We start from the raw sequence: 15,434 nt of genomic DNA, 5'->3' as shown, positions 1-15,434 counted from the left end.
GGAAGTTGCCGGTTAATCAATTTAAAAGGCTCCGCTGCGGCGGAGCTTTTTTCGTATGAGAACGATATAATGCTTTCCTATTATAAGGAAACGACTTTCGTATTTGCAGATAACTTCTATATTTGATATACTGAATAAGTTGTAACGTTTCATTATTTTAGCACAAGGAGCGGTGGGGATGCGTAAGACGCGCAAGCAGAAGCGCAGTTTTCGGCGAATCAAATGGCTGGGCTTGATTTTCGTCGTGATCATAGCTGTTGTTGTCGGCTGTTATGCTGCTACACATCATAAAGCGTCTGTTCGTGAAATTGGTGATACAGACCATCAGATTACTCATGTCATGATTATGGGTGTGGACAGCCGCAAGGATGATGTGGGCAGAAGCGATACTTTGATGGTGGCATCCATCGACCAGACGGCAGAAAAGGCAGCCCTGCTTTCAATTCCCCGCGACACGCGCGTGGCAATTGACGGGCATGGTTACGATAAAATCAATCATGCCTACGCATATGGCGGCCATGAACTGACGAAATCGTCGGTGGAAGGGCTGCTCGGCGTGCCCATGGATCATTATGTCATCATTGATACAAAATCCTTCGAACGCATTATTGATGCGATCGGCGGTGTTGATATTAATGTTGAAAAACGCATGCATTATGAGGATCCCTGGGATGATAACGGCGGCCTGGTCATTGACCTCTATCCCGGCGAGCAGCATATGGATGGCAAGAAGGCCATCCAGTACGTGCGCTACCGCGATGGCGAGGGGGATATCGGCCGCATCGGCCGTCAGCAAAAATTCATGAAGGCGGTCGTGGAGCAGGTGCTGTCGCCGGAAATTTTGCCGCGTCTGCCGGATATTGTCAAGGAAGTCAGCAGTGCGGTCAAGACCGATATGTCGGTCACGGAGCTTTTGAGCTTTGCGAAAATGATGAAGACGTTCCAGGCGAACGGCTTAGAAGCACAGATGGTGCCGGGACAGCCGGCTTATCATAAGGATATCAGTTATTGGATTCCCGATATCACAGACGTGCGGGATCTTCTGGCATCCGAGCTCGGCCTGACCTTGACCGATGCCGCCAAGCAGGAGGCCCAGGAAGCGGAAGACAAGTATGACGCAGATTTGCCTAAGGACCTCAAACTGCTTGCCCATAAAACAAATGGCGGCACGAAACTGACGGATAAAGAGAAGAAAGATGAAGACGACGAGCCCATGAAACCGGAGGAGATTTCGGTCATGGTCATCAATTCCAGCGGCATTGACGGTGCCGGTGCGGAAGTGGCTGCGGCTCTGCAGAAAAAGGGCTTCATCATCTCGGGCGTCGAAACGGGCAAAACCAGTTCGAACCCGACGACGACGATTACGACGTCAACGCGCAATACCGATGTATTTTACGGCATGCCGTTTGCCTGCGTCATTCGCGATGGCGGCAGTTCGAATCAGGCCGTCGTCAATATTGGCCGGGATTATCACAAAAAAGGGAAATGATTTGAGACGGAGCACCTGCTCCGTCTTTCTCGCAATACGAACAATACGAAGATTTTACTGGAGTGGATGTATTTGGCAATGTTACGGGTAACAGGGCTCAAAAAGGCCTTTGGTATCGATGAGTTATTCCATGATGTCAGTTTTGAAGTTGCGCGCGGGGATAAAGTCGGCTTTGTCGGGGCCAATGGCGCTGGCAAGACGACGCTCATGCGCTGCCTGCTCGGTCAGGAAGAATACGATGGCGGCACGGTGCAGCTTGATGAAGCCGCGACGATTGGCTATGTCGAGCAGCAGGCTGATTTTGGCGACGGCACACTTTATGAGGAATTCCTGCGCGCGTTTGACGATGTCATTGCGCTGGGGGAACGCAAGAAAGAACTTGAAAAAAAGATTGCTGTCGACCATGATGAAGAGATGATGAAGGCCTACAGCAAGGTCGTGGAGCGTTTTGAAATGCTCGGCGGCTACGATTATGAAAGCAGGATCCGCCGCGTGGCGTTTGGACTCGGCTTTACGGAAGACGACTTTGAGAAGAATGTCGCACACTTTTCCGGCGGACAGAAGACGCGCATCTGCCTGACAAAGGCACTTTTACGCGAACCGGATTTCCTGTTCCTCGACGAGCCGACGAATCATCTCGACATTCACATGATTGAATGGCTCGAAGGTTTTTTGCGCAGTTATGCCGGCGGCGTGCTGATCATTTCGCATGACCGCTACTTCCTCGACCGCGTGGCGACGCGCATTCTGGAGCTCGCCGGCAGGACCGTCACGAATTACGACGGCAATTATACCTATTATATGAAGGTCAAGACGGAGCGCCGTGCGGCGCTGCAGTCTGCCTATGAAAAGCAGCAGGAGCATATCAAAAAGACCGAGGAATACATCCGCCGCTATAAGGCCGGCATCAAGAGCAAACAGGCGCGCGGCCGCCAGAGCCAGCTCAACCGCCTCGAGCGCATCGTGCTGCCGCCGGAGGATGCCTCGTTTAATTATTTTGCCCTGAACAAGCCGCCCGAGTGTGCGCAGCGCGTGGCAGAACTTGAAGATGTCTCAATGTCGTTTGGCAGCCATAAGATTTTTGATCACATCTCAATGCTGATCCGTCGCGGCGACGGCGTGGCCCTCGTCGGTCCGAACGGTGCGGGCAAGACGACGCTGCTGCGCATTCTCGTGGGCGAGCTTGAATCGCCGACGGGGCGTGTCAAGATCGGCAGCCGCGTCAAGATTGGCTATTTCTCGCAGCAGCATGAAGGCCTGCACATGGACAATACCATCCTCGATGAGCTCATCTACGAGTACGGCATCAATGAGGAGCAGGCAAGGCGCTATCTCGGGGCCTTTCTTTTTCACGGGGATGAGGTCCTGCGCCGCATTGGGGACCTTTCCGGCGGCGAACAGTCGCGTGTGGCCTTTTTGAAGCTCATGCTGACGGGTGCGAATTTCCTCGTGCTCGATGAGCCGACAAACCATCTCGACATCCCTGCACGCGAAGCTGTCGAGGAAGCCCTGATGGCTTTTCCGGGGACGTTCTTAGCCGTCTCGCATGACCGCTATTTTCTCGACAAGGTGGCAAACTGCACGCTCGAACTCGAGAACGGCAGGCTCACGGAGTATCTTGGCAATTACAGCTATTATTTAATGAAGAAAGAGCTTGCTGAAGAAGAGGCACGCGAGCAGCAGGAAGCGGAGGAAAAAGCCGAGGCAGAGAAAGAAGCAAAGCGCAAAGCAAAGGAAAAATCTGCACATAAAAAGGATGCTGTGAAGGAATCTTCGGAGGCAGCCAAGCAAAAAGCAGAAGCGGAAAAGCGGCGTGCGGAAGAAAAGAAACGCGCAGAGCTTGGCCGCATTCAGAGTATGAGTGAGCAGAAGCGAGAAGAAATGATTCAGCGTGCCGAAGCGGAGATTGCCATGGCAGAAGCCGAGCTTAAAGGGCTGGAATTCCAGATGAACGATCCTGCTGTACAGTCGGACCCGCAGCAGAGTCAGGAAATCGCCGAGGCCTATGCTGCCAAGGAAAAAGAAATCGAGCAGCGCTATGAGAAGTGGGAACGCTTGACAGAGGCATAAATAATATAGTGGAGAATGTCTGTATATGAGATATGGCCGATAGCTGCCGGAAGGAGGGGCCCATGCCGAAGAAGAAAGAAGAAATCCAGCAGTCCCTGCCGGGACTGAACGTCGAAGAAGTCGTAGAGGGTGTCGTGGAAAGCATCATTTTTGCCAGCGACGACGGTCGGTTTTGCGTATTCCGATTAAAGCCTAATCGCCAGAACAGCCGTATAACGGCGACAGTCAACGCAGAGGCTCCCCTTGTCGGCCAACAGCTCCATCTGCGCGGCCGCTGGGTCACACATAAGCGCTATGGCCTGCAGTTTCAGGTCACGGGCATGCGCATCGAGGCACCGTCGAGCGCGGAGGGAATCGAGCGTTTTCTCGCTTCCGGCGTTGTCGATGGCATTGGGCCGGCGCTGGCAAGGCGCATTGTGGAAAAATTTGGGCGTGATACGCTGAATATCATCGAGAAATCGCCGTCAAGACTGCACGAGGTTGCTGGCATCGGCAAAAAGACGATTGAAAAAATAACTTCTTCTTATGCTTCACAGTCAGAGCTTCGCGACATCATGCTCTGGCTTGAATCTCATCATATCTCCGGCACGTATGCCGCACGTATCTTTAAGAAATACGGTTCGTTCTCCATTGATACGCTCGAAAATCATCCTTATCAGCTGGCCAGTGAAGTCGAGGGTATTGGCTTCAAAATTGCCGATACGATTGCTTCAAGTCTTGGCATCGCCCCCGACAACCGCTACCGCATCGCCGCGGGCATCGATTTTGCCTTGCAGGATATTGCGCAGAAGGGACATTGCTGTCTGCCGGAAGAAAATCTGGCTGAACTGGCAGCAAAACTCCTGGGCCTTGATAAGGAAACCGTGCGCAAAGTCCTCAAAGCCCTGTTGGCTGAAAAGAAGCTCGCCGTGGAATATGTAGGAGCACAGACCTTGATTTATCCGCAGTATCTTTACCGCGCGGAGAATAAAGTCGCGCGCAAACTGCTCTATCTGCAGAAATACGCGGATGACATTCCGATGGAGGAAGATCCTGGCATTCTGGTGGAGAAATGGGAGCGGATCTCAGGCATCCATCTGGCAGATAAGCAGAAAGAAGCATTGGAAGATGTCCTGCAGTACGGAGTTTTTATCCTGACAGGCGGCCCTGGTACCGGTAAGACCACTGTGGTGCGCGGCATGCTCGACCTACTGCAGCTTCAGGGCCTTACGGTCCTTTTGGGCGCGCCGACGGGGCGTGCGGCAAAGCGCCTGGCAGAAGCGACAGGTCAAAAGGCCATGACCGTTCACCGACTGCTGGAAGCACAGGGGGCAGGCGGCACGGGGGCTCCTGCTTTTGGCAAAAATGAGGACGAACAGCTTGAAGCCGATATCATCATCCTCGATGAAGTGTCGATGATGGACATTGTCCTGATGCAGCATTTTCTGGCGGCTGTTCCCGATGGTGCACACGTCATTCTGGTCGGCGATGTCGACCAGCTGCCTTCGGTCGGTCCGGGGGCAGTCCTCGCGGATATTCTGCGCTCCGGCGTCGTTCCGAGTGTGCGCCTGACGGATATTTTCCGTCAGCGGGGCGACAACAGCATTGTCATGAACGCCCATGCCATCAATGCCGGCCGTCTGCCCATCTGCTCGCCGCAGGGGGATTTCCAGTTTTGGGAGATGCCGGATGAGGAAACTGCGGCTGCTGAAATCGTCAGATTGTGCGCGGAAGTCCTGCCGAAGCAGGGCTTTTCCCCGCTTACCGATATCCAGGTCCTGTCACCGATGCACCGCAATGCCTGCGGTACGGATAATCTTAACCGCGTCCTGCAGGCCGCACTGAACCCCAAATCGCCGCATCGGCCGGAACTCACGAATGGCACGCAGACCTTCCGTCTCGGCGACAAAGTCATTCAGACGAAGAATAATTACAGCAAACAGGTCTTTAACGGCGACATTGGCTTTATCATGGCCATTGAGCCGGGCAAAATGACCGTTCATTACAGCGAAGAGCTCGAAGTGGAGTACGAGGGGACGGAGTACAAGGAACTGCAGCTGGCCTATGCCCTGACTGTTCACAAAAGTCAGGGCAGTGAGTATCCCGTCGTGATTCTGCCTCTGATGCCGGCACATCATATTATGCTGCAGCGCAATCTCCTTTATACCGCTGTGACGAGAGCGAAGCGTGAAGTCATTCTGCTTGGTTCCAAAGCCGCGCTCAATACGGCAGTCAGCAATGACCGTACGCGGAAACGCTATACGTTGCTTGCAGAACGCCTTTATTATGGAGCAAAGGGCTGAGAAATGCACAGTGTGCATCGTAAGTGCTACAATTAATCATAATTGTAGCACAATTTTATAAGAATACATAATACTTCCGGCAAAAGTGTAAACAATTTCCGTATAATAGAGTATACTAGTCCCTGGAAAGAAGATTTACCATAAATGGAAAGGGATTGGTATCATGAAGAACCGTATTTTTGCAATCATTGGTTTATGTGTATGGGGCGGCCTGCTCATGCTGCAGGGCACGCCGAAAGTCACGGAAGACATCGCTGCTGAGACGGTGCAGGCCATGCATCCGCAGGCTGAGGTGGAAAACGTGACGGAGAGCGGTACGGCTTATAAAGTTGCCTATTATGAAAACGGCAAGGCTGGTGTCGCAGAAGTCAGCGATAACGGTCAGGCAGCAGTCCGCTGATTGGTCTTCGGAAATACCTAAAGCAAGAACCTCCGCTGCAGGGGATAGCAGCGGAGGTTCTTGTTTTTTATTTTATTTTCTATTATGTCGTTCAGGCTTCTGAGATTTTTGCGTTTTTTGCGGTTTCGGATTGTTTGCTTGAGACGAGGGCATGCCGGAGCAGCAGGGCAGAAAAAGCAGCGGCAAGCGGGACGGTCAGGATGACGCCGATGCCGCCCGACAGACCCTGCATGATGACGATGTCAAGGCTGTTGGAATTGAGAAGCTGCAGGAAGGGCAGGTCGTAGACATAATCGAGCACCCAGGTGCCGAGGCTGCCGCCGAAGACCGCGAGAATCAGGGTCGCGGCCATCGTGCCCATGACATCCTGACCGACGCGCATGCCGCTCTTGAAGAGGGCACGCTCGGATTTTTCAGGATTTTCCTCATGAATTTCTGTGACGGCTGCCGAAACGTCCATGGCGATATCGAGCACGGCACCGAGGCTGGCGAAGAGGATGCCGGCAAACAGCAGGCCGCCAACGTCAATTTTCGTGTTCTGGCTGACAAACATCAGGGCTTCAATATTCGGCACGTTGTAGCCGGAAAGATGGGCCATGCGGCCAAAGACTTCGGCCGCAATGCCGGCGGAGAGAACACCGCCAAAGGAAGCGAGCCCCGCGGCGAGTGCTTTTTTTGTCGGGCCGCAGATCAAAAAGACGGTCAGCGAGAGGATTAGCGTCGAGGTGATGATGGCGGCAAAAATTGGCGAGAAGCCGTGCATGAGCAAGGGAAAGAAGAAAAAGAGGAAGCAGGCAAAGGTCGCGCCGAGGGCAATGACGGATTTGACGCCCTTGCGTCCGCCCACGAGCATCAGGAGCAGGCAGAAGAACGCAAGGAAGGCAATGACGGCCGTCATGCGGTCGTAGCTGTAGACCGTATAGGAAGAAAGACTGCCCGTTTTGCTCGCGATGACGACGACGGACATGCCGGGCTCGCAGACCGTGCCGAAGAGAAGTCCGTTCGGGCAGTTCGCCGTGACTTCCGTGCCGTCTGCGAGTTTCAGTGCGACAATCTGGTCGCCGATGCGGCTGCCGTTTTCCTGTACATTATCGCGCAGGATATCGGTGACGACGGCTTTTGTGAACGTGCGGCCATCCGTGTTAACAAGAGATGGTTTTGTGACATTGTTGAGCTGCAGGAGGCCTGCGAGCAAAGCAAAAACAATGCCGACGACGGCCAGCCGCTTTAAGAAGGCCTTTATTTTGGCAAGGGATTGTGGCTTCATAGAAAAGAATCCTTTCATCGTTCATATTGCATATTACAAAAGAGACCTGAGACAGAGGTCAGAGGTCTCTTTTATGGGATCAGAGGGATATACTCTGGGGGAAAGCTTAGTCTTTGACGATGCTGTAAGTCTGGTCGATCGGCGTACCGGTCTCGGCATCGTAGGTGTCAATGCTGAACTGATTCTTCGTGATGTGGACAACGGAGTACGTCGGGCGCCAGTTCTGGCTGCGGGCGGCGATGTAGTCCTGCTGCTGCGGAATCAGATTGTAGAATTTGGAACCCGTAGCGGAGTTCGAGGACATGTAGAAAACGCCTTTCGGATTGTGGAGTGTGCCCTGCTGCATGTCCGCAATCGTGTAGCAGAGGTTCTGGCTCTCATAGGCATCTTTCTTCGTGCTGTCTTTGAGGGCTTCGTTGAGGATGTTGTGATGTTGGCCCTGCTGTCCCTTGACTTTGTAGTCATCGAAGGAAGCATGCTGCTTGCCGTCGCTCGAGAGCTGGTACGTGCGTGCGTACGTATGGTCATGGCCCTGCAGGACGACATCGATTTTGTTGGCATCGTAAATCGGCGTAAGCTGCGTGCGCATCAGGATGCCATCGGAGTCGGAATGGTCAAGGCCCGTGCCGTAGATGTCCTGATGCATGACGACGATGCGCCATTTCGTATTCGGATGAGCTTTGATAGCCTTCTTGATGAGGGCTTCATGGTCAGCCGCATTGTAGTTGTTGGCGTTGATGACGATGAACAGGGCATTGCCGTACGTGTAGTAGTAGCCATGGCCTGCCTTGGTCGGATTGGCTTCTTCCGTGAACGGATTCGGCACGTTGAAGTGGTTCTGATAGCCCGTCGTCATGCTGTCGTGGTTGCCGATGCTCGTGGCTTCCGGCAGGCTGCGGAGGGCTTTGGCCGAAAGATAACCGGCGTACTGCGTTTCCTGCAGCTTGATTTTGTCTGCCGACTGGTCTTCAGCCGGCTCGTTGATCTGGTCGCCAGGGGAGACGAGGAAGTTGATTTCCGGATGCTGGGCAAGGGCGCTGTTCAACGTCTTGTTCCAATTGTAGGCATCGTTGCGCGTGGCGAGTTCGCCGTCCTGCTTGTTGCCCTCGGAAGAAGTCTGGCCTTTGGAAGCGCCAATCTGCGGGTCGCCGACGTACATGAAGCTGAAGTCATCCGGATTGCCCGTCTTGAAAGACTGGGCATCCTGCCACTGACCGTCGATTTTGACCTGATAATAATACGTCGTGTCCGGGTTGAGGTCCTTCACGGAAGCCTTGTTCGTGTAGTACTGCGTGCCGTCGATGACCGTGCCCTCTTTGGAAGTACCGAGGAACGAACGGGCATTGGACATATCTTCATTCGTGGAGATGCGGACTTCAGCAGCTTTTGCCTTGTCCTTCGAGTACCAGGCGAAGTTCATCTGCGTGGCGTCTTTGCCGGGAGCGATGGCGACCTGCTCATAGTCACCCTTGATGTTTTCCCAGCTCGATTTCCACTGTTCCCAGTTTTCGTCGCCGGCCTGCGTAGCAACAACGGCGTTCGGCGTCGTCGAGGCATCGTTCCAATGCTCCGTGGCAGCAAAACCCGTCGAGGCAACACAGAGTGCAGCGAGTACATAGGCGGTAAGACGTTTTTTGTTCTTGAAAAGCTTCATGGACATGAAGTACCCTCCTCGATAAATACAACTCTTTCCTTTTGTTTGACTGACTACACTTTAGCACCGGCAACCGTTTTCTTTGTTATCCCTCTGTAAAGTTTTTGTTATTCCTGTCATGAGCAGCATGGCAGGATGTGATAGAATGGACATAACGATAGAAAAAGGCAGGGGATAACGATGGACAGGAAAAATCAGGAAGATGAGCTGGATTTTGACATACTTTCAGGACTCAACGCAGCGCAGCGCGAGGCCGTCACGACGACGGAAGGTTTTGTGCGTGTTTTGGCAGGAGCCGGCTCGGGCAAGACGCGGGCCCTTACGCATCGTTTTGCTTATTTAGTGGAAGAACTCGGCATTTTGCCGGGGAATATCCTTTGCGTGACGTTCACGAATAAAGCGGCGACGGAAATGCGCAGCCGTATTCACGCCCTGACCGGTGACAACGATACGGGCTATATCAACACCTTTCATGGATTCTGTGTCTCGATTCTGCAGGAGGACAGTCATGCTGTCGGTTATCCCAAGAGTTTTCTCGTACTCGATAACGCCGATATTGACGATATGCTCGCGAAGATTTATGAGGAACGGGGCCTCACGCTGCGCGATATGACCTACGGGCAGGCGCGCGATATGTTCGAGATGCGCAAACTCGTGCAGCAGCCGGATTATTATCAGGAGCTCATCGCGCTGCCGCTTGCGGAGCTCAAAGAAAAATACGATAAGGCCCAAACAAAACAGGACATCCTGTTTTACGGGTATTTATATGAAGAAAAGAAATGTTTTGGGCTCGACTACAATGACCTGATCAAATTTTCCCTGCATATCTTTGCCGAGCATGAGGACATCCGCAAAAAATGGCAGCAGCGCCTTGAGTACATCATGATCGATGAATTTCAGGACATTGACGAGCCGCAGTACCGCCTGATGAACGTTCTCTGCGGCTGGCATAAGAATCTCTTCGTCGTCGGGGACCCTGACCAGACGATTTACAGCTGGCGCGGGGCTTCTGGCCGTTATCTGCTCGACTTTGAAGCGCATTTTCCGGGCACGAAGACCATCTTTATGCTTGAAAATTACCGTTCGACGCCGGAAATTCTCGCGGCCGTCAATTCCCTCATCGCCAAAAATACGAGCCGCGTCGAAAAAGACCTCGTGCCCGTACTGCCGCACGGCCGAAAGGTCGTCTGCCATCATGCCGCGGCCGCTAAGGAAGAGGCTTCGTGGCTGGCCGGTGAAATCGCGAAACTGCATCAGGGCGGTGCGGCATACCGCGATATCGCGGTGCTTTACCGTGCCCATTACATCACGCGCAGTATCGAAGAGCAGCTCCTGAAGGCCGAAATCCCTTATACGATTTACAGCGGTGTGCAGTTTTTTGCGCGGCGCGAAATCAAGGATGCCCTCTGTTACCTGCGCCTTTTGGCATACCGCGACGATCTGTCATTCCTGCGAGTCGTCAATGTGCCGAAGCGCAATATCGGCGAGCGGCGGCGCAAATTCCTCGCATCGTTTGCCGAAGAACATCAATTGACGCTCTTTGAGGCCATGAAAGCCAGTATCGAAGACCCTGTCTGGAAAGGCACAAAGGCGCGAGAATTTATTGCCCTCGTCGAGAATTTGGCAGAAGATGCACAGGGAGAAGCTGTTTCGGAGGTCCTTGCGAAAGTGCTGGATTTGAGCGGCTATGAGGCCATGCTGCGCACGGAGGGCAGTCAGGCAAGGCTTGACAATCTCGCGGAGCTCAAGCAGTCCGTGCACGAATATGAGGTCAGCTGCGGCGAAGAAGCGGGGCTTACCGACTATCTCAATCACGCCGCACTGTTTACGAATCAGGATGTCGGGGAGCCGGGCGACAAAGTCCGGCTCATGACGGTTCATACGGCCAAGGGACTGGAGTTTCCCTATGTTTTTCTCTGTGCCCTCAATGAAGGTGTATTCCCGTCGCGCAAGACGCGCACGCCCGAAGCGATGGAGGAGGAGCGGCGTCTGGCTTTTGTCGCCATGACGCGCGCCGAAAAAGGCCTGTATCTTTCGGATGCCGAAGGGCTCAATATCGACGGCTCCATGCGTTATCCTTCGCGTTTTATTCTCGACATTGACCCGCAGCTTCTCGACTTTACGGCGCCGCTTCCTGAAAAGCTCGTGCGCGATGCGAAGGATTTTGTCATGGCTTCGAAGCGGCGTCTTTCGCGTCAGGCAGAACCTGCAGCCTTTCGAGAGGGCGACCGCGTGACACACCGCGTTTTCGGCGACGGCACGGTTGTGGCCCTCGACCGTGAGAAGGGAGCGTATGTCATCCACTTTGACGAACTCGCGACAAACCGCAGCATTGCCTTCCGCGTCAAACTGCAGAAAATCTGACAAGCCGTCATCTTGTCCTTCCAAAGTCATCATGCTATACTAGCAGGCAAAGGATGTGTTCATATATGATAAACGATAGAGAGAAAAAAGTCCTGTGTTTTGGCATTGCCATCGGGATATTGGTTGGTGTCATTGCCATGAAGCTCGTGAGCGTCAGCGGTGCCGTGATTCTCGCGGCACTGGTATTTGTCGTGCCGCTCATTCCGGAGCTGCGGGCACGCATTCGCACGACGCAGCTGCCGCAGGCAGCGAAGCCGCAGATGCCTCATATGGAGATGCCGCATGTAGACATGCCGCACGTGGAAATGCCTCATGTCGAAGTCCCGCATGTCAATATGCCCCATGTCGACCTGCACAAAATCGAGATGCCGGATGTGGACCTCGAGAATGACTGGCTCAGCAACAAGGCCATCATCATTTACTTCATCCTGTTCATCATCAGTTTTGTCATTGGCTATGTGGTGCTGAACTGAGTTCATCCCAAAAGGACAAACGGCATAAAGAAAAAAAGGGAGCCCTGCTCATAAAGCAGGGCTCCCTTCTATGCTGGAAAGACCGCGTTCAGTCGATGAAATTCGTCATGATGACGGGCTCATGCGGCGGATATTCAATGCCGGCCTGTCTGCCCGCTTCGATGCATTTGGCGAGCCAGGCCATGTTGCGGGCGAGGGTGCGCATGGTCTGCAGGCCTTCGAGGTCTTTGCGCACATCGTCCGGGGTAAAGCCGTGTACCTGATTCCAGTACTGAGAGCCGACGACGGCCATATTGCTCATCTGGAAATATTTGTTGAGACGGTCGAAAGCGGCTGTCGCGCCGCCGCGGCGGCAGGAGACAATGGAGGCAGCGAGTTTGCCCTGCAGGCGTGCATCTTTCGTGCAGCTGAAAGTCAGCCGGTCGAGGAAGCTCGTGACGATGCCCGTAGGTCCGCCGTAGTAAACAGGGGAACCCACTACGAGGCCGTCAAAATCCCTGAGTTTGTCAGCCGTTTCGTTGACGATGTCAGAAAAAGCACAGTGCCCTGTTTTCATGCACTGATTGCAGGCGATACAGTCCTGCAGGGGCTTTTTGCCAAGCCATAGAAGTTCGGTCTCGACGCCGAGTTTGGCAAAGGTCTCAGCCATTTCGTGGAGTGCCGTATACGTGCAGCCTTTTTCGTGCGGGCTGCCATTCACCAAAAGAATTTTGCTCATCCTAAGTCACCTCAGATAAAAACTTGTTTGCTCGTATATGTTAATCTACTTCGCGTTTCAGCGGCAAAATCCTTCTGACTCATGAAAACAAAAGCGGGTCTGCCCGGTAAACAGGCAGATCCGCTTTTGTTTTCATAGATAGGTGTGAGTATAGGTGATAAGTTTGGGAAATCAGTTTTCGTAGGCTTCTTCGAGCTCTTCGAGTGTCTTCTGCTTGCTCTCTTTGCCGAGTGTGAGGACGACGGCAGAGATGATGACAAAGACCGAGGCGAACATCAGGAAGATCGTGCTCATGCCAAATGTATTGGCAAGCATGAGGCCGACGAGCATCGGAGCAATCATGCCGCCGATACGGCCAAAGCCTGCAGCCCAGCCGGAACCAAGTGCACGGATGGTCGTCGGATACTGTTCCGGCGTATAGGTGTAAATGACACCCCAGGCACCGAGGTTGAAGAAGCTCATGGCCGCGCCCCACATGAGGAGGCTAGAAGCCGTGGCGGCATTGCCGAAGAAGAAACTGCAGATGCCGGACATCAGCAGGAACAGCGAAAGCGTGTATTTGCGGCCGATGACATCGACGAGCCAGGCTGCGGCGTAATAGCCCGGCAACTGGGCAAGCGTCATAATGAGGACGTATTCAAATGTCTTGACAACGGCGAATCCCTGCGCGAAGACGATGGACGGCAGCCACATGAAGATACCGTAGTAGCTGAAGACAATGCCGAACCAGGCAAGCCAGAGCATGACCGTGCGCGTGCGGAACGGCTTCGTCCAGAGCGTCGTGAAGCTCGTGGCAGCGGCTTTGGGCTGCTCGAGTTCCGCAGGGCTGAGGTGGCTGGCAAACGGGCGGCTTTCGACATGGAGTCTGCGCTCGAGTTCGAGGATGATGTCCTTGGCCTCGTCGATGCGGCCGTGCGAGATCAGGTAGCGCACGGACTCCGGCATGTGCAGGCGAATGAGGAAGACGTAGAGCGCCGGAATCGTGCCGATGACAAAGGCAATCTGCCAGCCGAAGCGCGGGATCAGCAGGTAGGCGATGCAGGCCGCGACGAGCCAGCCGACGCCCCAGAAGCTCTCGAGCAGGACGATGAAGCGGCCGCGCAGATGGCTCGGCGCGTACTCGCTCATGAGCGTCGCGGCGACCGGCAGCTCCCCGCCGAGGCCGAAGCCGACGAGGAAGCGGAAGACGAGCAGCGACTCATAGCTCCAAGCAAGGGCGCAGAGCCCTGTCGAGATGCTGTAGAGCAGCACCGTGATGGTGAAGACCTTCTTGCGGCCGATGCGGTCGGCGACCGTGCCGGCGAGCACAGCGCCGAGCGCCATGCCGATGAGACCAATTGAGCCAATCCAGCCGGCCTGCGCGGGCGAGAGCCCCCAGTCCTTTGTCAAGACAGGCAGAACAAAGGCAATCAGGCCCGTGTCCATCGAGTCAAAGAGCCAGCCGAGGCCCGTGACCATGAGCAGCTTGTACTGGAAGGAGCCGACAGGCAGTGCTTCCAAGCGTTCGAGAATCATGCAAACAACCTCTTTCCCAAAAATCCCTGAACGAAAAATGAAGATAATATCTTTTTATCAACTGTCATGACAGATGATTGCATTACTGTTATTGTAGTCGATTTTGGGCAAAATGCAAGAGGCCTTCGCGAAGTCGGATGAACTCATCGATGAGTCGGGCGAAACCGAGTGAAACCGAAGAGAATCGACGGATTTCCTTTACAGAGCAGGGACTTGCGTTGTAAGATGGATGTGTTAAATTTTTTCGTGACATGCAGGAGGGATTCATATGAAGAAAGTACTGACGATCGCGGGCAGCGATTCGAGCGGCGGCGCCGGCGTGCAGGCGGATCTCAAGACGATGCTGGCCAACGGTGTCTACGGCATGAGCGCCATCACGGCGCTGACGGCGCAGAACACGCAGGGCGTCCGCATGGTGCAGGAAGCCACGCCGGAGTTCCTGGCGGCAGAGCTCGATGCGGTCTTCGAGGACATACGGCCCGATGCCGTCAAGGTCGGCATGGTCGCCTCGCCCGCGCTGATCCATGTCATCGCGGATAAATTGAAGGCCTATAAGGCCGAGCATGTCGTCGTGGACCCCGTCATGGTCGCGACGAGTGGCGCCAAGCTGCTCGTGGACGAGGCCATCGAGGTGCTCGTGCAGGAGCTCTTCCCGCTCGCCGAGGTCATCACGCCGAACATTCCCGAACTCAGCGTCCTGACGGGGGCAGAGATTGCGGATGAGTTTGCCTTCGAGCAGGCGGCGAAGAAGATCGCCGCAGAGGCCAAGGTCAATATGCTCGCCAAGGGCGGTCACTTCGCGGACGACGCGAGCGACCTGCTCGTCCTCGCAGGCGGCGAAGGGGAGAAGTGGTATCGCGGCACGCGCGTCGCGAACCCCAACACGCATGGCACGGGCTGCACGCTGTCGAGTGCCATTGCCGCCAACCTCGCGAAGGGCTTCGACCTCGACGAGTCGATCGGCCGCGCGAAGTCGTACCTGTTCGGAGCGCTGCTCGCCAAGATGGACCTCGGCAAGGGCAATGGCCCCGTCGATCACGGCTGGAATCTTCATGGCGATTTCTTCGAGAATTGAGTGACATCGTAGCGGGGCGGGGGCATCTATTTCGGCTTTGGCGCTCAGCCCTTCGGGCGGTCGCTTCGCTTCTGAAGTGGTAAGCTTATTTTGGACACGGAGGGGGTAACTTTTGGACACAGAAACT

The 15,434-nt window shown here is 54.4% G+C and carries 11 protein-coding genes; 7 read left to right on the top strand and 4 right to left on the bottom strand.

The window, feature by feature from the left end; translation table 11 throughout:
- Positions 1-178: 178 nt before the first annotated feature.
- From ACI4OH_RS01495 to ACI4OH_RS01480, 4 genes are all read left to right on the top strand, one after another.
- Positions 179-1,489: an LCP family protein gene (locus tag ACI4OH_RS01495; RefSeq protein WP_432648270.1), complete on the top strand. Its 1,311-nt coding sequence runs from the start codon at positions 179-181 to the stop codon at positions 1,487-1,489.
- A gap of 72 nt (positions 1,490-1,561) precedes the next feature.
- On the top strand, positions 1,562-3,559 hold the full coding sequence (locus tag ACI4OH_RS01490; protein WP_435722055.1) for an ABC-F family ATP-binding cassette domain-containing protein: 1,998 nt from the start codon (positions 1,562-1,564) through the stop codon (positions 3,557-3,559).
- 62 nt (positions 3,560-3,621) lie between these two features.
- On the top strand, positions 3,622-5,841 hold the full coding sequence (recD2, locus tag ACI4OH_RS01485; RefSeq protein ID WP_439784009.1) for an SF1B family DNA helicase RecD2: 2,220 nt from the start codon (positions 3,622-3,624) through the stop codon (positions 5,839-5,841).
- 163 nt (positions 5,842-6,004) lie between these two features.
- The gene (locus tag ACI4OH_RS01480; protein ID WP_435722053.1) at positions 6,005-6,241 is read left to right on the top strand and encodes a hypothetical protein; all 237 of its coding nucleotides are present in this window, start codon (positions 6,005-6,007) and stop codon (positions 6,239-6,241) included.
- Positions 6,242-6,332: 91 nt separating this feature from the next.
- Here ACI4OH_RS01480 and ACI4OH_RS01475 read toward each other — a convergent pair whose 3' ends face one another.
- Positions 6,333-7,508: a YibE/F family protein gene (locus ACI4OH_RS01475; protein WP_439784008.1), complete on the bottom strand. Its 1,176-nt coding sequence runs from the start codon at positions 7,506-7,508 to the stop codon at positions 6,333-6,335.
- A gap of 106 nt (positions 7,509-7,614) precedes the next feature.
- Complete coding sequence (locus ACI4OH_RS01470) at positions 7,615-9,162, bottom strand: purple acid phosphatase family protein (protein ID WP_432647571.1); 1,548 nt, start codon at positions 9,160-9,162, stop codon at positions 7,615-7,617.
- A gap of 180 nt (positions 9,163-9,342) precedes the next feature.
- Between ACI4OH_RS01470 and ACI4OH_RS01465 the strand changes: the two genes are divergently transcribed.
- Together ACI4OH_RS01465 and ACI4OH_RS01460 are read left to right on the top strand one after the other, a co-directional pair.
- Complete coding sequence (locus ACI4OH_RS01465; RefSeq protein ID WP_439784007.1) at positions 9,343-11,526, top strand: ATP-dependent helicase; 2,184 nt, start codon at positions 9,343-9,345, stop codon at positions 11,524-11,526.
- 65 nt (positions 11,527-11,591) lie between these two features.
- A complete protein-coding gene (locus ACI4OH_RS01460; protein WP_432647567.1) occupies positions 11,592-11,999 on the top strand; it encodes a hypothetical protein in 408 nt (135 codons plus the stop codon).
- An 88-nt stretch (positions 12,000-12,087) separates the two neighbouring features.
- Here the strand turns inward: ACI4OH_RS01460 and ACI4OH_RS01455 are convergent, their stop codons facing one another.
- Both ACI4OH_RS01455 and ACI4OH_RS01450 read right to left on the bottom strand, forming a co-directional pair.
- Positions 12,088-12,717 carry a flavodoxin family protein gene (locus ACI4OH_RS01455; RefSeq protein ID WP_439784006.1) on the bottom strand — a complete coding sequence of 210 codons (630 nt, stop codon included), beginning with the start codon at positions 12,715-12,717 and terminating at the stop codon, positions 12,088-12,090.
- A gap of 171 nt (positions 12,718-12,888) precedes the next feature.
- Positions 12,889-14,232, bottom strand: coding sequence for an MFS transporter (locus tag ACI4OH_RS01450; RefSeq protein ID WP_435722049.1), 1,344 nt, complete (start codon positions 14,230-14,232; stop codon positions 12,889-12,891).
- Between the two features lie 268 nt (positions 14,233-14,500).
- On the opposite strand from ACI4OH_RS01450, the gene thiD reads away from it, so the two are divergent.
- Complete coding sequence (thiD, locus tag ACI4OH_RS01445; RefSeq protein ID WP_435722048.1) at positions 14,501-15,307, top strand: bifunctional hydroxymethylpyrimidine kinase/phosphomethylpyrimidine kinase; 807 nt, start codon at positions 14,501-14,503, stop codon at positions 15,305-15,307.
- Positions 15,308-15,434 lie beyond the last annotated feature (127 nt).

Source organism: Mitsuokella apri, assembly GCF_051886055.1.
GTDB lineage: Bacteria > Bacillota > Negativicutes > Selenomonadales > Selenomonadaceae > Mitsuokella.
The sequence above is the reverse complement of the archived record's forward strand: the minus strand, read 5'-3'. Positions and strand labels throughout refer to the sequence as shown.

Excerpts from the sequence above, each read along its gene's own strand:
- ACI4OH_RS01450 (WP_435722049.1), bottom strand. The coding sequence starts at position 14,232 with ATGATTCTCGAACGCTTGGAAGCACTGCCTGTCGGCTCCTTCCAGTAC.
- ACI4OH_RS01465 (WP_439784007.1), top strand. The coding sequence starts at position 9,343 with ATGGACAGGAAAAATCAGGAAGATGAGCTGGATTTTGACATACTTTCA.
- thiD (WP_435722048.1), top strand. The coding sequence starts at position 14,501 with ATGAAGAAAGTACTGACGATCGCGGGCAGCGATTCGAGCGGCGGCGCC.
- ACI4OH_RS01470 (WP_432647571.1), bottom strand. The coding sequence starts at position 9,162 with ATGAAGCTTTTCAAGAACAAAAAACGTCTTACCGCCTATGTACTCGCT.
- ACI4OH_RS01455 (WP_439784006.1), bottom strand. The coding sequence starts at position 12,717 with ATGAGCAAAATTCTTTTGGTGAATGGCAGCCCGCACGAAAAAGGCTGC.
- recD2 (WP_439784009.1), top strand. The coding sequence starts at position 3,622 with ATGCCGAAGAAGAAAGAAGAAATCCAGCAGTCCCTGCCGGGACTGAAC.
- ACI4OH_RS01460 (WP_432647567.1), top strand. The coding sequence starts at position 11,592 with ATGATAAACGATAGAGAGAAAAAAGTCCTGTGTTTTGGCATTGCCATC.
- ACI4OH_RS01495 (WP_432648270.1), top strand. The coding sequence starts at position 179 with ATGCGTAAGACGCGCAAGCAGAAGCGCAGTTTTCGGCGAATCAAATGG.
- ACI4OH_RS01480 (WP_435722053.1), top strand. The coding sequence starts at position 6,005 with ATGAAGAACCGTATTTTTGCAATCATTGGTTTATGTGTATGGGGCGGC.
- ACI4OH_RS01475 (WP_439784008.1), bottom strand. The coding sequence starts at position 7,508 with ATGAAGCCACAATCCCTTGCCAAAATAAAGGCCTTCTTAAAGCGGCTG.